At 67.3% G+C, this 17,994-nt stretch carries 18 protein-coding genes, 1 tRNA gene and 1 pseudogene; 17 read left to right on the top strand and 3 right to left on the bottom strand.

Features of this window, described 5'->3' with window-relative positions:
* Positions 1-8 precede the first annotated feature (8 nt).
* Together QZ186_RS05800 and QZ186_RS05795 are read left to right on the top strand one after the other, a co-directional pair.
* On the top strand, positions 9-923 hold the full coding sequence (locus QZ186_RS05800; protein WP_296416146.1) for an oxidoreductase: 915 nt from the start codon (positions 9-11) through the stop codon (positions 921-923).
* Between the two features lie 32 nt (positions 924-955).
* On the top strand, positions 956-2,494 hold the full coding sequence (locus tag QZ186_RS05795) for a SulP family inorganic anion transporter (protein WP_247476731.1): 1,539 nt from the start codon (positions 956-958) through the stop codon (positions 2,492-2,494).
* A gap of 8 nt (positions 2,495-2,502) precedes the next feature.
* On the opposite strand, the gene QZ186_RS05790 is transcribed toward QZ186_RS05795, so the two are convergent.
* A tRNA-Val gene (locus tag QZ186_RS05790) sits at positions 2,503-2,574 on the bottom strand.
* 38 nt (positions 2,575-2,612) lie between these two features.
* Between QZ186_RS05790 and QZ186_RS05785 the strand changes: the two genes are divergently transcribed.
* Genes QZ186_RS05785 through speB form a run of 6 tightly spaced genes read left to right on the top strand, consistent with a single transcriptional unit; the run spans position 2,613 to position 7,216 of the window.
* The gene (locus QZ186_RS05785; RefSeq protein ID WP_296416129.1) at positions 2,613-3,083 is read left to right on the top strand and encodes a metal-binding protein; all 471 of its coding nucleotides are present in this window, start codon (positions 2,613-2,615) and stop codon (positions 3,081-3,083) included.
* 23 nt (positions 3,084-3,106) lie between these two features.
* Positions 3,107-3,793 (top strand): bifunctional 2-polyprenyl-6-hydroxyphenol methylase/3-demethylubiquinol 3-O-methyltransferase UbiG, encoded by a 687-nt coding sequence (locus QZ186_RS05780; protein WP_296416128.1) that lies wholly within the window; start codon positions 3,107-3,109, stop codon positions 3,791-3,793.
* A 30-nt stretch (positions 3,794-3,823) separates the two neighbouring features.
* Positions 3,824-4,633, top strand: coding sequence for a nucleoside triphosphate pyrophosphohydrolase (gene mazG / locus QZ186_RS05775; RefSeq protein ID WP_296416127.1), 810 nt, complete (start codon positions 3,824-3,826; stop codon positions 4,631-4,633).
* A 44-nt stretch (positions 4,634-4,677) separates the two neighbouring features.
* Entirely contained in the window at positions 4,678-5,451 is a 774-nt protein-coding gene (locus tag QZ186_RS05770; protein ID WP_296416126.1) for a Coq4 family protein, read from the top strand.
* Between the two features lie 44 nt (positions 5,452-5,495).
* Positions 5,496-6,365 (top strand): polyamine aminopropyltransferase, encoded by an 870-nt coding sequence (gene speE / locus QZ186_RS05765; RefSeq protein WP_247476725.1) that lies wholly within the window; start codon positions 5,496-5,498, stop codon positions 6,363-6,365.
* Positions 6,362-7,216 (top strand): agmatinase, encoded by an 855-nt coding sequence (gene speB / locus QZ186_RS05760; protein WP_247476723.1) that lies wholly within the window; start codon positions 6,362-6,364, stop codon positions 7,214-7,216. The genes speE and speB overlap by 4 nt, the downstream gene beginning before the upstream one ends.
* A gap of 1 nt (position 7,217) precedes the next feature.
* On the opposite strand, the gene QZ186_RS05755 is transcribed toward speB, so the two are convergent.
* Both QZ186_RS05755 and QZ186_RS05750 read right to left on the bottom strand, forming a co-directional pair.
* Positions 7,218-7,613, bottom strand: coding sequence for a Crp/Fnr family transcriptional regulator (locus QZ186_RS05755; protein ID WP_247476722.1), 396 nt, complete (start codon positions 7,611-7,613; stop codon positions 7,218-7,220).
* A 116-nt stretch (positions 7,614-7,729) separates the two neighbouring features.
* Positions 7,730-7,909, bottom strand: a complete 180-nt coding sequence (locus QZ186_RS05750; protein ID WP_010313707.1) for a hypothetical protein — start codon at positions 7,907-7,909, stop codon at positions 7,730-7,732.
* 183 nt (positions 7,910-8,092) lie between these two features.
* Between QZ186_RS05750 and gcvT the strand changes: the two genes are divergently transcribed.
* The 9 genes and pseudogenes from gcvT to QZ186_RS05705 all read left to right on the top strand — a co-directional run bounded on the left by gcvT (position 8,093) and on the right by QZ186_RS05705 (position 17,988).
* On the top strand, positions 8,093-9,205 hold the full coding sequence (gene gcvT / locus QZ186_RS05745) for a glycine cleavage system aminomethyltransferase GcvT (protein WP_296416125.1): 1,113 nt from the start codon (positions 8,093-8,095) through the stop codon (positions 9,203-9,205).
* A gap of 45 nt (positions 9,206-9,250) precedes the next feature.
* Complete coding sequence (aspS, locus tag QZ186_RS05740) at positions 9,251-11,074, top strand: aspartate--tRNA ligase (RefSeq protein WP_296416124.1); 1,824 nt, start codon at positions 9,251-9,253, stop codon at positions 11,072-11,074.
* Positions 11,075-11,166: 92 nt separating this feature from the next.
* The gene (locus tag QZ186_RS05735; RefSeq protein WP_247476716.1) at positions 11,167-12,315 is read left to right on the top strand and encodes an RNA polymerase sigma factor, RpoD/SigA family; all 1,149 of its coding nucleotides are present in this window, start codon (positions 11,167-11,169) and stop codon (positions 12,313-12,315) included.
* Between the two features lie 38 nt (positions 12,316-12,353).
* Positions 12,354-12,839, top strand: coding sequence for a Dps family protein (locus QZ186_RS05730; protein WP_010313715.1), 486 nt, complete (start codon positions 12,354-12,356; stop codon positions 12,837-12,839).
* Positions 12,840-12,898: 59 nt separating this feature from the next.
* Complete coding sequence (locus QZ186_RS05725; RefSeq protein WP_247476715.1) at positions 12,899-14,548, top strand: CTP synthase; 1,650 nt, start codon at positions 12,899-12,901, stop codon at positions 14,546-14,548.
* Positions 14,545-15,173: pseudogene (locus QZ186_RS05720) on the top strand (7-carboxy-7-deazaguanine synthase QueE). The gene QZ186_RS05725 and the pseudogene QZ186_RS05720 overlap by 4 nt, the downstream one beginning before the upstream one ends.
* 23 nt (positions 15,174-15,196) lie before the next feature.
* Positions 15,197-15,880, top strand: a complete 684-nt coding sequence (gene queC / locus QZ186_RS05715; protein WP_029626039.1) for a 7-cyano-7-deazaguanine synthase QueC — start codon at positions 15,197-15,199, stop codon at positions 15,878-15,880.
* A 3-nt stretch (positions 15,881-15,883) separates the two neighbouring features.
* Positions 15,884-17,170 (top strand): anthranilate synthase component I family protein, encoded by a 1,287-nt coding sequence (locus QZ186_RS05710; RefSeq protein WP_296416123.1) that lies wholly within the window; start codon positions 15,884-15,886, stop codon positions 17,168-17,170.
* Positions 17,167-17,988, top strand: a complete 822-nt coding sequence (locus tag QZ186_RS05705; RefSeq protein ID WP_296416122.1) for an aminotransferase class IV — start codon at positions 17,167-17,169, stop codon at positions 17,986-17,988. Before QZ186_RS05710 ends, QZ186_RS05705 begins: the two co-directional genes overlap by 4 nt.
* Positions 17,989-17,994: the final 6 nt, after the last annotated feature.

The following is a 17,994-nucleotide window of genomic DNA, read 5'->3' as shown; positions in this document are numbered from 1 at the left end:
GCCCCGCCGTGCCCTGGACCGCCGCTGAGATTCCCGATCAACGGGGGCGGACCGCCCTGATCACCGGCGCCAACAGCGGCCTGGGACTGGAGAGCGCCCGGGCCCTCGCCGCCAAGGGGGCCCGCGTGCTGCTGGCCTGCCGCAGCCTGGAGAAAGCCAACGCCGCCGCCGCGGCCCTGCGCTCGGACACCGGCGGAGAGCTGATCCCGCTGGAACTGGACCTGGCGGACCTGGAGAGCGTGCGGCGGGCCGCCGCCCAGGTGGAGCAGCTGGACCTGCTGCTGAATAACGCCGGAGTGATGGCGCCGCCCCGGACCCTGAGCCGCCAGGGCTTCGAGCTGCAATTCGCGGTCAACCACCTGGGCCACGTCGCCTTGACCCAGGCCCTGCTGCCCCTGCTGAAGCAGAGCCCCAGTGGACGGGTGGTGCATGTGAGTTCCGGTGCGGCCTACTTCGGCCGGATCGCCTTCGATGACCTGCAGGGCGAGACGCGCTACAGGCCCTGGGATGCCTACGGCCAAAGCAAGCTGGCCAACGCCATGACGGCCCTGGAGCTGCAACGCCAGCTCGAGCAGGAGGGCTCCAGCGTGCTCTCGCTGGTGGCACACCCGGGCCTGGCCCGCACCAACCTGCAGCCCACCTCCGTGGCCTCGAAAAACGCCAAGCTCGAGGGACTGGCCTACCGCCTGATGGACCCGCTCTTCCAGAGCGCCGCCATGGGGGCCCTGCCCCAGCTCTTTGCCGCGACCGCGCCGGAGGCCAAGGCCGGGGTGTTCTACGGACCAGGCGGCTTCGGGAACCTGCGGGGCTATCCCACCAGCTGCCGCATGCCCCCTCAAGCGCTGGACGTCGAGGCCTGCGCACGCCTCAGGTCGGTCAGTGCAGCACTGATAGGGTCGGCCCCAGCGGGCGGTTCCCTGTAGGGAACGCCAGACGACAGCCGCCGCCGATCCCTATGACTTTCGCCCTCAAAGAATGGTGGGGCAAACCCCATCGGGACATCCTCTCGGGCCTGGTGGTGGCCTTCGCGATGATCCCCGAGGCGATCGCCTTCTCCGGAATCGCCGGCGTGGATCCGCGGGTGGGTCTCTTTGGCGCCTTCATGCTCTCGGTGACCTTGGCGGTCTTCGGCGGGCGCACCGCGATGATCACCTCGGCCACGGGCTCCACCGCCCTGCTGATGACCGGGCTGGTGGAGCAGGGCAACGCCCTCGGCGAAGGCATGGGCCTGCAGTACCTGCTGGCGGCCGGGGTCCTGACGGGTGTTCTGCAGATCGCTTGGGGCTATCTACGGCTCGCCCACCAGATGCGCTTCGTGCCGCAACCGGTGATGGCGGGCTTCGTCAATGCCCTGGCAATCCTGATCTTCCTGGCCCAGCTTCCTCAGCTCGGCCTTGATTTCTTCCACCCCGAGAAGGTGGCGGTGACCGCGGGGCAGCTGCCGGCGGTCTGGGGCCTGATGGCCCTGACCCTGGTGATCATCTACGTGATGCCGCGCTTCACCAAGGTCGTGCCATCGGCCCTGGTGGCGATCCTGATCTCGACGGGGATCTCGATTCGCATGGGCCTGGATGTGCCCACGGTCAGCAGCCTCGGCACCCTGCCCAGCGGCCTTCCTCAATTCGGGATCCCGCAGGTTCCCTTCACCACGGGCACCCTGGGCCTGATCCTTCCGACCGCCCTGGCCATCTCCCTGGTGGGTCTGATGGAGACCTTCTTGACCCAGGACATCCTCGACGACGTCACCGACAGCTCGTCCCACAAAAACCAGGAAGCCCGCGGCCAGGGCATCGGCAACATCGTCAGTTCGTTCTTCGGCGGCATGGCCGGCTGCGCCCTGGTGGGCCAGTCGGTGATGAACGTGGGCTATGGCGGCCGCACCCGCCTCTCCACCCTCACCTCGGGCGTGAGCCTGCTGGCGATGATCCTGCTGGCCAGCCAGTGGGTCAATCAGATCCCGATGGCCACCCTGGTGGGGGTGATGGTGATGATCGCCATCAACACCGCCAACTGGGATTCGATCCGCAGCATCCGCCGCATCCCCAAGAGCGACACCTCGGTGATGCTGCTGACGGTGGTGGTGACCGTGCTGACCCACAACCTGGCGGTGGGCCTGCTCTCCGGTGTGGCTCTGGCGGGGATCCTGTTCAGCCGCAAGGTGGCCAAGGTGATCGAGGTCAGCAGTGAGCAGAGCGGCAGCGAGCACCGCATCTACCGCGTCCGCGGTCAGCTGTTCTTCGTCAGCAGCATCTACTTCCGCCAGGGGTTTGAGCTGCACGAGCATCCCGCTCGCGTCACCATCGACATGGGCGAGGCCCACATCTGGGATCAAAGCGGCGTGACCGCCCTTGATCAGGTCATCCGCAAGCTCAAGCTCGGCGGCAGCCAGGTCGAGGTGATCAACCTCAACCAAGAGAGCACCGATCTCTTCGCCCGCATCGGTGTGGCAGAAGAAGCCGGCGGCCGCGGCGGGGAGCTGTCCTCAGCCCACTAGTGCAGTGATGCCCGGTGCCGGGTTCGAACCAGCGACATCCTGCTTGTAAGGCAGGCGCTCTACCGCTGAGCTAACCGGGCGGTTACGGCATTCTGCAGGGCAGCATTCACCCCCGGCGATGGCCAGCGGCCAGCAACACGACCGCGCCACCTGCTGGCTGGCCCTGCCCTATGGGCTGCTCTGGTGGCCCTGGCTTGGACCTCTCGGAACGGTCGTCAGCGCCCTGGCCTTCCTGATCGGAGGCCTCTGGCTCTCCCCCGATCTCGACACCAACTCCCGGCCCTACCAACGCTGGGGGCCCCTGCGCTGGCTCTGGTGGCCCTACCGCAAGACCCTGCGCCATCGCTCGATCCTGTCCCACACGCCGGTGGTCGGAACCCTGGTGCGGGTGGGCTATGGCCTCGGCATTGTCCTGCTGTTGAGCGGCCTGCTGCACCCCTGGGGAGTCCCCTCGAGCAGCGAAGTTCTGATCTGGCTCAAGCAGCAGGAGCGGCTGCTCTGGGTGGCCCTGGTTGGCATCGAGGCCAGCGCCTGGCTGCACCTGCTCCAGGACGGTGATCCCATGCCACGGCTCTGGCGCCGTCGCTAAACAACGGGCAACGGCGAAGCCCCATGGCGCTCCTTGATTTCGATGGCGACTACGGCCGCCACTACGACCAGAGCATTCGCCGGCTGATCCCCGCCTACGACAGCCACTTCGAGCTCGCCGCTGCCGCACTCGGGGCCCTCGTGCCAACGGCCTCATCGGCGCTCGTGGTGGGCCCTGGGGCAGGGGAAGAATTGCCAAGCCTGCTGAGGGCCATGCCCGGCGCACACCTGCAGCTGGTGGAGCCGAGCGAGCAGATGCGGGGGTTCTGCGACGCCGTGATCGCCCGCGTCCAAGCGGGCAGTCGCATCGGCTGGGCCCCAAACGACCTCAAGGAGGTGCCAGGCCGTTTTGACGCGGTGATCTGCCACAACGTCCTGCACCTGCTTCCTCCGGCTGAGCAAGAGGACTGCCTCCAACAGCTCTGTGCCCGCGTCAGCCCTGGGGGCGTGCTGGTGATCAGCGGCTTCAGTGAAGAACCCGGGGCGGACATGGAGCTCTGGCAGGCGATCGCCCGGGCCCGCTTCCACGCCCAAGGCATGGACTCCGAAACGATCGAGCGCGTGATGGCCTCCCGCAATGCCGGGGTCTACTCCGTGGATGCAGATCGTCTGGCGGGGCAGTTGCATCGGGCGGGAATGGAGCCAGCGACACAACTGCTGCAGGCCCTGTTCAACCGGCTTTGGTTCAGCCGCCGGCCTGCAGCGCAATGAGATCGTGAGGAGCCAGCTGGCCCCCCTTCGATGAGCGACGCCCTGCAAGAGCTGATCGCGGTGGTCGCCAAGCTGCGCGATCCCGATGGGGGCTGCCCCTGGGACCTGGAGCAAACCCACCAGTCCCTCGTGCCCTATGTGCTCGAGGAGGCCCACGAGGTGGCCGACGCCATCCGCCATGGGGATGACGCCCACCTCAAAGAGGAACTCGGCGATCTACTGCTGCAGGTGGTCCTCCATGCCCAGATCGCCCAGGAGGAGCAGCGCTTCGATCTCGAGGCCATCGCCCAGGGAATCAGCGAGAAATTGATCCGCCGCCACCCCCACGTCTTTGGCGATGCCATCGCCGAAGACAGCGCCGCGGTCAAGGACACCTGGGAGGCCATCAAGGCCAGCGAAAAAGGAGAGGCTCCGCCCTCCGCCAGTCCCCTGAGCGATCGCCTCGCGGGCAAGGTGCGCGGCCAAGGCGCCCTGGCCGGAGCGATGACCATCTCCAAGAAAGCCGCCAAGGCGGGCTTCGAATGGGATGACATGAACGGTGTCTGGGAGAAGGTCCACGAGGAGCTCGATGAGCTCAAGGAAGCCGTGGCCTCAGGGGACAAGCGCCACGCCCAGGAGGAACTCGGTGATGTCCTGTTCACCCTGGTGAACGTGGCGCGCTGGTGCGGAATCGAACCCGAGGAGGGCCTCGCGGGCACCAACCGGCGCTTCCTCGATCGCTTCTCCCGCGTCGAAGCCGCCCTGGGGGGCGATCTTCAGGGCCGCAGCATCCGCGAACTCGAGGGTCTCTGGCAGCAGGCCAAGGCCCAGATCCGCCAGGAGCAGCAGGACGCGGTCTGATCGAAAAACCATTTCTAGTTTGAGGGGCCGGCACTGGAGCCCCCATGGGTTTTCGCTACCTCGATCGCCTGGCCAGCCCCGAGCAAATCCAGGGCTTTCTGGGCTTGATGGACCTGGCGGCTGGAGGAGGGGAGTCAGCCCAGAACGTCTTTGAGCTCTCCCACCGGCTGCGGGACTCCAACCCGATGAAGCTCTGCCGCAAGCGTCTGGCCCGCGATCCCGAAGCCGAGCGGCTGATCCAAACCCGGCAGCTCAGCGGGCCCTACGACCCAGAGGCCCTGAAAGCCCTGCCCAAAGGCAGCCTGGGTCACACCTACGCCACGGTGCTCGGGGCCCTGGGCTACGACATCAACTTCTTCCCCGAGCCCAGCTTCTTCAGCAATCTCGAGACCGACGCCGACTACATCAACTACCGGGTCTACGCGACCCACGACCTACACCACATCCTCACCGGCTTCAGCCTGGACAACTTCGGCGAATTGGGGGTGATCAGCGTCAGCGTCGCCCAGTTCTCCCACCCAGGATTGGCCTTCACCGACCTGATGTCCCTGCTGCTGAATTGGTTCAGGGATGACACCCCGATCGACGAGCTGGAAAGCCACGCCGACAAGGCCCACACCACGGCCTATGCCTTTGGCCGCATCAGTGAAGGGCTGGAGATGGGTGCCAACGCCCAACCCCTCTTTGCCCAGCCCTGGGAAGCTCTGATGCCCCGCAACCTGGAGGACCTGCGCCGGGAGCTGCAGATCGACGCCGTCACCAGCGGCCCCTGGAGCTGGCACAGCCGCCCTGAGCTCATCGAGGCCCTCAAGGCCTAGCCCGGCGGTGCGCAAATCTGGAGAGATCTCCCCGCGCCCCTGCGATGGCCGACAGTGCCGCTCCCGCTCCAACCCCCGGCTGGGTGGACGAGATCTTTGATGGTGTCCGCTACGGACTGGCCGGGCGGGTGATCGCCGAAGAGCAATCCCCCTTCCAGACGGTCACCATCATCGAGAGCGAGCGCTACGGCAAGGGCCTGCTGCTCGACGGCTGCTGGATGACCGCCGAGCGCCAGGAGCGGCACTACCACGAATCGATCGTGCACCCGGCGCTCTGCAGCGCCGCAGCGGTGGAGCGGGTGCTGGTGATTGGCGGTGGCGACGGCGGCACCGCCCGCGAGTGCCTGCGCCACACCGGCGTGCAGCACCTGGACATGGTCGAGATCGACGGACTGGTGGTGGAGTGGAGCCAGCAGCACCTGCCCTCCATCGGCGGAGGCTGCTGGAGCGATCCCCGCTTCCACCTGACCGTGGGCGACGGCATCGCCTGGGCCGCCAATGCCGCTGACGCCAGTTACGACGTGGTGATCGTCGATGGATCCGATCCCGCTGGCCCCGCCGAAGGCCTGTTCAACCGGGCCTTCTTCGAGCAGTGCCGCCGCATCCTCAAGCCCGGTGGCGTCTTCGCCACCCAGAGCGAATCCCCCGAGGCCTTCCGTCAGGTCCACATCGACACCGTCCAGGTGATCCGCGAGGTCTTTGGCCATGCCGATCCGATGTACGGCTGGGTGCCGATGTACCCGAGCGGCTGGTGGAGTTGGACCTTCGCCGCCATCGACGGCCGCCGCTATCTGGAGCCGGATCCCTCCCGCGCCGCGGCCGTGGTCGATGGCTGCCAGATCTGGAGTCCCCGCTGGCAGCGCGGCGCCTTTGACGCCATCCCCGCCGCCATCGAACGCGCGATCAACGCATGAACGACCTCTTTGACAGCGACGGCGCCATCTACATGGGCAGCCAGCGGGATCCCGCCGGCTGCCGGGTGGGCCTATTCGGCGTGCCCTACGACGGCACCACCTCCTTCCGGCCTGGCACCCGCTTTGGCCCAGCGGCGATCCGCGAGGTCAGCCCGGGCCTCGAGAGCTACTGCCCCCAGCTCGATCGGGATCTCGAGGAACTGGCCATTGCCGACCTGGGCGCCGTGGACATCCCCTTCGGCGCCCCAGAGCCTGTGGTGGCCGCGGTGAAGCAGGCGACGCAGGCGGTGCTGGGGCTGGGCCTCAAGCCGCTGATGCTGGGCGGTGAGCACTCCATCAGCTCAGGAGCAGTGGCCGCCGTCGCCGAGCAGCATCCCGAACTGGTGCTGGTGCAACTCGATGCCCACGCCGACCTGCGCCATGAATGGCTCGGCGCCAACCACAGCCACGCCTGCGCCATGCGCCGCTGCCTGGAGGTGCTGCCCAGCCAGCAGCTGCTGCAGATCGCCATCCGCAGTGGCACCCGCGAGGAATTCAGCGAACTGCGCCAAACCGGACGCCTGGTCGCGATCGAGCGGATGGCCGAGGCGCTCAAACCCCTCCGGGGCAAACCGCTCTATCTCACGGTTGACCTGGACTGGTTTGACCCGGCGGTGATGGCCGGTACGGGCACCCCGGAGCCGGGGGGATTCCTCTGGCGGGACTTCGCCGCCCTGGTGGATGAACTGCGCCACCACAACCTGGTGGCCGCCGATGTGGTGGAACTGGCGCCCATGCTCGACCCCAGCGGGGTCAGCAGCGTGCTGGCCGCCAAGGTGGTGCGCAGCCTGCTCTTCCTGCTGGATCGCTGATTCAGTAGGAGCAGGTGCCGCTGGCGCGCTGCTCACGCAGGCGCTCGTGCTGCTGGGCGATCAACTGCACCGCCAGGGTCGGGTGGTTATGCAGCAGGTTCAGGAAGCGCAGGCGATCGAGCTTGACCAACTCCACCGGCGTGCGGGCGATGGCGTCATTGCGGTAGACGCCGTCCTTCCAAACGATGTCCTGGTAGCTGAACAACTCACCCGGCCTGCAGCAGAGCTTGTCGCCGTTGGCATCAATCACCTCGACGATGCCGCGGCGCACGCCGTAAATGGCGTTAGCCGTCTGGCCACTGCTGAAGATCGCAGCACCGGTGGGGAACGAGAGGGTCTCGCTGTCCACCTGGGCGGACATCAGCTCAATCGGGGTCGCGATGGTGGACGTGAGCATGCGTCTCTGACCTCCCGTACCCCAAAACCTGATCGGCTCAGCTTGACACCTACAGCCCGGCAATCCAGGACGCCCAGACAACAAAACAGAAGAGATCAGAGATCTTCGGTTTTGCTTCAGCTTTCAAGTACATCCGTGAGGGCGAGCTGGCGGTCGCGCACCGCTGGCTGCAGGCCATCCCCTTGACCGACAACGGGCAGACGCGGCGGCCGAGCCGTCCAGTGATGGCACCACAACTCCCCCGCCAGCTCCGGATGAATCGGCAGCTTGCGCAGACGGCACCAACCCAACTCCACCCCCTTGGGGGAGGCGCAGTGGCGGCAACTTCTGCAGCAGGGACGCGGGCCTATCGCTTTGGAGGCTTGGGCTGCCAACCGTAATCAGGCCGTCCTGTGGCGGCCATAGGAAGCGGCAAAGCTCCGGGTTCTCTTCCCCTTGTTGAACAAGATCCATAGGATCCGCCTGAGCATTGGACTGCCATGGCCGCCTCGCCTTCCCTCCAGCGCACGCCGCTCTTCGATGCGGCGCGGGAGGCCGGCGGACGGATGGTCCCGTTTGCCGGCTGGGAGATGGCCGTGCAATTCAGCGGCCTGATCGACGAGCACCAAGCCGTCCGTGAGCACTGCGGCCTGTTTGACATCTCCCATATGGGCGTCCTGCGCCTGCGGGGAGCCAACGTCAAGGACGCCATGCAGGGCCTGGTGCCCAGCGACCTCTTTCGGATTGGGCCTGGCGAGGCCTGCTATTCGGTCCTGCTCAATGCCGAAGGGGGCATCCGGGACGACCTGATCATTTACGACCGGGGCTGGCTGGAGAACGAGCAGGTCCACGAACTGGTGCTGGTGATCAACGCCGCCTGTGCCGAGAGCGACACGGCCTGGATGCGCAGCCAGCTGGAGCCCGCCGGCATCGAGCTGATCGACCTGAAGGGCTCCGGCACGCTGCTGGCCCTACAGGGACCGGAGGCCGCACAGCTCCTGGAGGAGTTGGCGGGCTGCTCCCTCGCTGGGCTGCCGCGCTTTGGCCACCGGGAGCTGACGCTGCCTGGCCTGGGTGAGGCGTTCGTTGGACGGACCGGATACACCGGTGAGGACGGCTTTGAGCTGCTGCTCTCCGCCGATGCCGGCCAACGCTTCTGGACCACCTGCCTGGAGCGGGGCGTCAAACCCTGCGGCCTGGGCGCCCGCGACACCCTCCGACTGGAGGCGGGCATGCATCTCTATGGCAGTGACATGGATGCCAGCACCTCGCCCCTGGAGGCCAGCCTGGGCTGGCTGGTGCATCTGGAGATGCCCAAGGACTTCATCGGCCGCCCGGTCCTGGAGCAGCAAACCGCGGACGGGCTGAAACGGCGCCTGGTTGGGCTGAAGCTCCAGGGCCGCGCCATCCCCCGCCATGGCTACCCGGTTCTCCAGAACGGAGAGGTGGTTGGAACCGTCACCAGCGGCACCTGGTCCCCGAGCCTGCAGGCCGGGATTGCCCTGGCCAGCGTGGCCACCGGCGCCGCCAAGCTCGGCACCAGCCTGGCCGTCGAAATCCGGGGCAAAGCCGAAGCCGCCGAGGTGGTCAGGCGCCCCTTCTACCGGCGCTGAGCCCACTCCAAGTGGGACAATCGCCGATCACCCACTTGTTTCCACATGCGCAGCCACGGATGCGGCGACCTGCGTCAGAGCGCCACCGGCCAGGCTGTGCAGCTGTGCGGCTGGGTCGACCGCAGCCGTGACCACGGCGGTGTGATCTTCATCGATCTGCGCGACCGCAGCGGCACCGTTCAAATCACCGTCGACCCCGACAACGGCGCCGAGATGTTCGCCGTGGCGGAACACCTGCGCAACGAAACGGTGATCCAGGTGGAGGGCAAGGTGCGCGAGCGCCCCGCCGATGCCATTAACGACAAGCTCTCCACCGGTCAGATCGAGGTGCTGGCCAGCTCCATCCGCGTGCTGAACAGCGTCAAGGGCAACCTGCCCTTTGCCGTCTCGGTGCACGACGAGGAGAACACCCGCGAGGAGCTGCGGCTGCGCCACCGCTACCTCGACCTGCGCCGCGAGCGCATGAACAGCAACCTGCGCCTGCGGGCCCAGACGATCCAGGCCGCGCGCCGCTTCCTCGAAGAGCAGGGCTTCATCGAGGTCGAGACGCCTGTGCTGACGCGCTCGACCCCCGAAGGCGCCCGCGACTACATCCTCCCCAGCCGGGTCTGCGGCGGCGAGTGGTTTGCCCTGCCCCAATCCCCCCAGCTGTTCAAGCAGCTGCTGATGGTGGGCGGCATCGAGCGCTACTACCAAGTGGCCCGCTGCTTCCGCGACGAGGACCTGCGGGCCGACCGCCAGCCGGAATTCACCCAGCTGGACATGGAGATGAGCTTCATGGATCAGGAGCAGATCCTGGAGCTCAATGAATCCCTGATCGCCGCCATCTGGAAGAGCGTCAAAGGCATCGAGTTGCCCCGACCCTTCCCGCGCCTGACCTGGCACGAGGCCATGGAGCGCTATGGCACCGATCGCCCCGACACCCGCTACGGCATGGAGCTGGTCAACGTCAGCGACCTGGTGGCTGACATGGGCTTCAAGGTCTTCAGCGGCGCCGTGGCCTCCGGGGGCTCGGTCAAATGCATCGCCGTCCCCGGCGGCAACGACGCCGTCTCCAACGTCCGCATCAAACCCGGCGGCGATGTCTTCAGCGAAGCCCAAAAAGCCGGCGCCGGCGGCCTGGCCTTCATCCGCGTCCGCGAAGGCGGTGAGATCGACACGATCGGCGCCATCAAGGACAACCTCAGCGACGAGAAGAAGGCGGAGCTGCTCAAGCGCACTGGCGCCGAGCCCGGCACCTTGATCCTCTTCGGGGCCGGCGACACCGCAACGGTCAACAAGGCCCTGGACCGCGTCCGTCAGTACCTGGCCCGGGAACTGGGCATGGTCAAAGCCGACGGCGAGAACGACAGCTGGAACTTCCTCTGGGTGGTGGATTTCCCGATGTTCGAGTTCAACGCCGACGAGAACCGCTACGAGGCGCTGCACCACCCCTTCTGCGCCCCGAACACCGACGACCTCGGCAGCGACCCGGCCGCCTGGGCCGAGACCCTGCCCGGCGCCCGCGCCCAGGCCTACGACCTGGTGCTCAACGGCCTAGAGCTCGGTGGCGGCTCCCTGCGCATCCACGATTCAGCCCTGCAGCGCCAGGTGCTGGAGACCGTGGGCCTGCCCCTGGAGGAGGCCAATGCCCAGTTCGGCTTCCTGATGGAAGCCCTCGACATGGGCGCCCCGCCACACGGCGGCCTGGCCTTCGGGGTCGACCGGATGGTGATGCTGCTGGCGGGCGAGGAGTCCATCCGCGACACCATCGCCTTCCCCAAGACCCAACAGGCGCGCTGCCTGATGACCAGCGCACCCGGCGGCGTGGCCGAGAAGCAGCTCGAGGAGCTGCATGTGGCCAGCACCTGGGTGGACGAGGAGGACTGATCCTTCCGGGCAGAACCCGAATACAAACAAAGGCTTTAGGGCACTGTCTCAGTTGAGACCTGAAGCTTGATGGTGGCAATCGCCATCGGCCTATGGCCAAAGGTCCTCCCCGTCCACCAGCAAACTCCGGCAAAAAGCGCGGCAGCAGTGACCTGGTGCGCCTGTACCTGCAGGACATCGGTCGCGTTGACCTGCTCAGCCATGAGGAGGAACTCACCCTGGCCCGGCTGGTCCAGCGTCGCGAACGACTGCTGCAGGAACGCCGCAAACTCGCCCAACAATCGCCTGAAGTCCAGGTCCTGGAGGAGCTGGAGCACAGCCGCCAACAGTTGGCCTCCCATCTGGGGCACTGGCCCAGCCTTCAGCTCTGGTCCGAACACCAGCAGCGCAGCGGCGCCGAGCTCAAAGAGTCCCTCAAGGCAGGCCATGAAGCCTGGGCCACCCTCTCGGAGCTGAGCATCGCCGAACTCAAGCAGGCGCTCCACCAGGGGCGCCGGGCCCGAGATCGGATGATCCAGGCCAACCTGCGCCTGGTGGTGGCCGTCGCCAAGAAATACCAGCAACGGGGCATGGAGCTGCTGGACCTGGTGCAGGAGGGCACCCTGGGCCTCGAGCGGGCGGTGGAGAAGTACGACCCCACCCGCGGCTTCCGCTTCAGCACCTACGCCTACTGGTGGATCCGCCAGGGGATTACCCGGGCCATCGCCACCCAAAGCCGCACGATCCGCCTGCCGGTTCACGTCACCGAGAAGCTCAACCGGATCAAAAAAGCGCAGCGCCAGATCGCCAGCGAACACGGACGTCTGGCCTCCGTGGCCGACCTCGCCAAGGAACTGGGCCTCAGCGAAGAGGTGATTCGCCTCACCCTGATGCGGGTGCCGCGCTCGGTCTCCCTGGACACGCGGGTGGGCCGCGACCAAGACACGGAGCTGGGGGATCTGCTGGAGGACGGCCACGCCACCCCGGAGCAGGCCCTGACCAAGACCCAACTCCACGACGACCTCGAAGCCCTCCTCGAGGAGCTGAGCGGCCGCGAGGCCGAGGTCATCCGCCTGCGCTTCGGCCTGGAGAACGACACCCCGCAAACCCTCTCCCAGATCGGCGAAGACCTGCACCTCTCCCGTGAGCGCGTCCGCCAGATCGAAACCCGCGCCCTGCTCAAACTGCGGCAACCCCAGCGCCGCTGCCGGGTGCACGACTACCTGCTGAACATCGACGGAGACAGCGCTCCCAGCGGCTGAAAATCCAGCTATCAATCGGGCAGCAGCGCGCCCGAGAGATGGCCAATTCCATGCCCAGCATCGACATCGGCATCCCCGAGGCCCAGCGCCAGGAGATCGCCCAGGGCCTCAGCCGCCTACTGGCGGACACCTATGTCCTCTACGGCAACACCCACGGGTTCCACTGGAACGTCACGGGGCCGATGTTCAACACGCTCCATCTGATGTTCATGGACCAGTACACGGAGCTCTGGACCGCCCTGGACGTCATCGCCGAACGCATCCGCGCCCTCGGGGTCGTCGCCCCCCATGGCGGCAGCAGCCTGGCCAAGCTCGCCTCCATTCAGGAAGCCCCCCAGCAACCCGCCGCCCTGGAGATGGTTCGGCTGCTGGTCAGCGGCCATGAGTCCGTGGCCCGCACCGCCCGCAGCATCTTCCCCCTGGCCGATGCCGCCAGCGATGAGCCCACGGCCGATCTGCTCACCCAACGGCTGCAGATCCACGAAAAAACCGCCTGGATGCTCCGCAGCCTGCTGGATCAATAGGCCTTCGCGGCGAGGGCCCCTAGATCAGGCCGGTACATTGAAGGGTCGCTTCAGGAGCCATGGCCAAATTCGTCTTCGTGACCGGTGGCGTGGTGTCCAGCATCGGCAAAGGGATCGTGGCGGCCAGCCTGGGGCGCCTGCTCAAGAGCCGCGGCTACAGCGTCTCGATCCTGAAGCTCGACCCCTACTTAAACGTGGACCCGGGCACGATGAGCCCGTTCCAGCACGGTGAGGTCTTCGTCACCGAAGACGGCGCCGAGACCGACCTGGACCTGGGTCACTACGAGCGCTTCACCGACACCGCCATGTCGCGCCTGAACAGCGTGACCACCGGTTCGATCTATCAGTCGGTCATCAACAAGGAGCGCCGCGGCGACTACAACGGCGGCACCGTGCAGGTGATTCCCCACATCACCGGTGAGATCCGCGAGCGCATCCACCGCGTCGCCGCCAACAGTGGTGCTGATGTGGTGATCACCGAGATCGGCGGCACGGTCGGTGACATCGAGTCCCTGCCCTTCCTCGAAGCCATCCGCGAATTCCGGGGGGATGTGGGCCGCAACGACCTGGCCTACGTGCACGTGACCCTGCTGCCCTACATCGGCACCTCAGGCGAACTCAAGACCAAGCCCACCCAGCACTCGGTCAAGGAGCTCCGCTCCATTGGCATCCAGCCCGACGTCCTGGTCTGCCGCAGCGACCGCGAGATCAATGAGGAGCTGAAGGGCAAGATCGGCGGCTTCTGCGGCGTCCCCACCCGGGCGGTGATCCCCGCCCTGGATGCCGACAGCATCTACGCCGTTCCGATCACCCTCGAGAAGGAGGGGCTCTGCCGCGAGGTGCTCGATCTGTTGGGCCTGACGGACCACGAGTCCGACATGCAGCGCTGGGAGCAGATGGTCGCCAAGCTGCGCAACCCCGGCCCCGCCGTGAAGGTGGCCCTGGTGGGCAAGTACGTGCAGCTCAACGACGCCTACCTCTCGGTGGTCGAAGCCCTGCGCCATGCCTGCATCGACCGCGATGCCGCCCTGGATCTGCATTGGATCTGTGCCGAGCAAATCGAAGAGCAAGGGCCGGAGGCCCTGCTGCGCGGCATGGATGCCGTGGTCGTCCCCGGTGGCTTTGGCAACCGCGGCGTCGACGGCAAGGTGGCGGCCATCCGCTGGGCCCGGGAGCAGCGGGTCCCCTTCCTGGGCCTCTGCCTCGGGATGCAATGTGCCGTGATCGAGTGGGCCCGCAACCAGGCCGGACTGACGGGAGCCACCAGCGCCGAACTGAACGCCGACAGCCCGCACCCGGTGATTCACCTGCTGCCCGAGCAACAGGATGTGGTCGACCTGGGCGGCACGATGCGCCTCGGGGTCTACCCCTGCCGCGTCGCGCCCGGCACCCTGGCCCACCGCCTCTATGGCGATGAGGTGGTCTACGAGCGCCACCGCCACCGCTACGAGTTCAACAACGCCTACCGCAACCTCTTCCTGGAGTCGGGCTACGAGATCAGCGGCACCTCCCCCGATGGCCGCCTGGTGGAGCTGATCGAGCTGAAGAACCACCCCTTCTTCACCGCCTGCCAGTACCACCCGGAATTCCTCTCCCGCCCGGGCCAACCCCACCCGCTCTTCCGGGGTCTGATCGAAGCGGCGCAACAGCGCCTGCCCTCCAGCCCCAGTGAAGCGATTGCCCAAGGGGCGAACATCTCGGCGGCATGAGTGAGCAGGAGCCATTGGGCTCCAGCGGCCTACCCGTCGTGGAGACCTTCCACTCCCTGCAGGGGGAGGGCCTCCATGCCGGCCGCAGCGCCTTTTTCATTCGCCTGGGGGGCTGCAGGGTCGGTTGCAGCTGGTGCGACACCAAGCACTCCTGGCCCGCCGAGGTGCACCCGCAGCAGAGCCTTGAGGAACTGGCCTTGGCCTGCGCAGAGGCGGCCTCAGCGGGCGCGGCCTTCGTTGTACTCACGGGCGGCGAACCGCTGCACCACAACCTCGACGCGCTCAGCGCGGCCATCCGCCAGCACTGCTCGCTGCCCATCCACCTGGAAACCAGCGGCGTGGATCCCCTGACGGGATCCCCGACTGGATCAGCCTCTCCCCCAAGCGCCATCAACCTCCCAGGGCCGAGCTGCTGCAACGCTGCGATGAGCTGAAGGTCGTGGTGCATGAGGCTGCCGATCTGCTTTTTGCCGAGGTCAGCGCCAGCCAGGCCCCCCAGGCGACCTGGCTGCTGCAACCGGGCTGGGACTGCCGCGAAGGCCAGGCCCTGGCCCTGGAGTTTGTGCAGTCCCAGCCCCGCTGGCGCCTGAGCCTGCAATCCCACAAGTGGCTGGGGGTGCGCTGAGGCGAGTGGGCATCATGGAGTCGGTGCCCTCCACCGAAACCTTGCCCACTGCGATCGCCCTGCTCTCCGGAGGGCTGGATTCCGCCACCGCCGCCGCCCTCGCCCAAGCGGAGGGCTACCGCGTGATCGGCCTCTCCTTCGACTACGGCCAGCGCCACCGGCGCGAGCTGCAGGCCGCCGCGGCCGTCGCCCAGACCCTGGGCCTCGCCGAGCACCAGAGCATTCACGTCAACCTGGCCGCCTGGGGCGGCTCCGCCCTGACCGACACCGCCATGGATGTGCCCAACGAGGGGGTGCAGGAGGGCGTCATCCCCAGCACCTATGTCCCGGGGCGGAACACGGTCTTCATCGCCATCGGCCTGAGCCTGGCGGAAGCGCGCGGGGCCGAGCGGCTGGTCCTGGGGGTCAATGCCGTCGATTACTCCGGCTACCCCGACTGCCGTCCGGATTACCTCGGCGCCTTCCAGACCCTGGCCGACCTGGCCAGCAAAGCCGGCCGCGAGGGCCATGGCACCCAGCTCTGGGCCCCCCTGGTGGAGTGGAGCAAGACCAAGATCGTCGAAGAGGCCCTGCGCTTGGGGGTCCCGATTGATCAAACCTGGAGCTGCTACAGCGGCGGCGAGCAGCCCTGCGGCGTCTGCGACAGCTGCCGCATTCGTGATGCGGCCCTGATCGAGGCCGGGCGCCCCGATCTGGCGAGCCGCTGAGTGATGGCCAGAGCGCCGCTGCCCTGGATCGAACCCGCTGATCTAGCCCGCCACCTCGCCGCCCGTTTTGGACCAGAGGGGCTGATCTGGCTGGATGGGGACGGCAGCGACTTGGGGCGCTGGGCCAGCCTGGCCGCCGACCCGCTCGAGCAGATCGTCTGCCGCGGCCTCCCCGGGGAAAGCGAAAGCCGCGATCCGTTTGCGGCCTTGCGGGAGCTCGGGGAAGGGCACTGGTGCGGCTGGCTGAGCTACGAGGCGGCGGCCTGGGTGGAACCCGCGGCGCACTGGAAGCCCGATGCGATGGCGACCCTCTGGATGGCGCGCCACGACCCCATCTTTCGCTTTGACCTGCAGGAGCGCACCCTCTGGCTGGAGGGAGTCGATCCAGGGCGCCTCGAAGCCATGGCCACCTGGGCCTCAGGACTGGCAACCAGCGGCCCCGGCCCAGCGGCTGCGGCGGCCATTGCGGACTGGCACTGGCGAACCACCCCAGAGCAGTTCAGCGATGGGGTCCAGCAGATCCGTGAACGGATCGCCAGCGGAGACATCTTTCAGGCCAACCTCACCGCCTGCTGCTCCACTGAGCTGCCCGCTCCCGCCGACCCGCTGCAGCTGTTTGAGCGGCTGCGGCGGCGCTGCCCCGCCCCCTTCGCCGGCCTGGTCGTGGCCCCTGGAGAAGCGGTGATCTCCGCCTCGCCGGAACGCTTTCTGCAGGTCAGCCCCAGCGGCCTGGTGGAGACCAGGCCGATCAAAGGCACCCGGCCGCGGAGATCCGATCCGGAGCAGGACGCCGACCAGGCGGCGGACTTGGTCTGCAGCAGCAAAGACCGCGCCGAGAACGTGATGATCGTGGACCTGCTGCGCAACGACCTGGGCCGGGTCTGCCAAAGCGGCTCGATCCAAGTCCCGCAACTGGTGGGACTGGAGAGTTACGCGCAGGTCCACCACCTCACCTCTGTGGTGACCGGGCAACTGAAAGCCGGAGCCGACTGGGTGGACCTGCTCGAGGCCTGCTGGCCGGGGGGCTCGATCACAGGGGCGCCCAAGTTGCGGGCCTGCCAGCGCATCGCTGAACTCGAGCCCGTGGCCCGCGGGCCCTACTGCGGCTCCTTGCTGCGGCGGGATTGGGATGGCAGCTTCGACAGCAGCATCTTGATCCGCACCGTGCTGCAACACGGCACCACCCTGCGCTGCCATGCGGGCTGCGGCATCGTGGCCGACTCCGATCCCAAAGCTGAAGCCGAGGAGCTGGGTTGGAAGCTGAACCCGCTGCTGGAGGCCCTGGCATGACAGGCCACAGCCTGGTCTGGAGCGATGGGCGCTGGGGCGAAGCCAACGCCCTACAACTCCCCCTGAACGACCGCGGCCTGCTGCTCGCCGATGGCCTGTTCGAAACGGTGCTGGTGCTGGACGGACGTGCCCGTCTGCTGGAGCCCCACCTTGAGCGCTGGCGCAGTAGTGCGGCGCTGCTGGGCCTGCCCGAACCGCCCCAAACGGCCGTGGTCCAACCACTGGTGGAGGAAGCGATTGCGCGTTGCAACCTGCCTGCAGGCCAGGGCGCCCTGCGGCTGAACTGGAGTGCCGGCAGCGGCGGCCGCGGTCTGGATCGCCCAGACGCCCTGGATCCGCGCTTCTGGCTGCAGCTCAGCGCCCACACCCCGACGTTTGCGCCGGTTCAGGTCATCGTCAGTCGCCATGAGCGGCGCAATGGCTCCAGCCGCCTGAGCCATTGCAAGACCTTTGCCTACGGGCAGGCGGTGCAAGCCCGCCGCGAGGCCCGCGGCGCCGGAGCCGAAGACGCCCTACTGCTGAGCACCAGCGGTGAACTCTGCTGCGGGACCGCCGCCAACCTGCTGGTGCAGCGCCAAGGGCAATGGCTCACGCCAGCGCTCAGCAGCGGCTGCCTCCCCGGGATCATGCGGGGGCAACTGCTGGAGCGTGGCCTAGCCACAGAAGCAGAGCTGGATGCCACACCCCAAGACGGCGACCGTTGGCTGCTGATCAACAGCCTGAGCTGCAGGCCCATCACCAGCGTGGATGGAGCCGCTCTGACTCCCCTCAGCTTGGAGGAGGTCAGAGCGCTCTTTGATCCACTCCTGGCGGACTGAGCTCAG

The organism is Vulcanococcus sp. DEBay_Sum29NL08_54 (genome assembly GCF_017859255.1).
Lineage (GTDB): Bacteria > Cyanobacteriota > Cyanobacteriia > PCC-6307 > Cyanobiaceae > Vulcanococcus.
The sequence above is the reverse complement of the archived record's forward strand: the minus strand, read 5'-3'. Positions and strand labels throughout refer to the sequence as shown.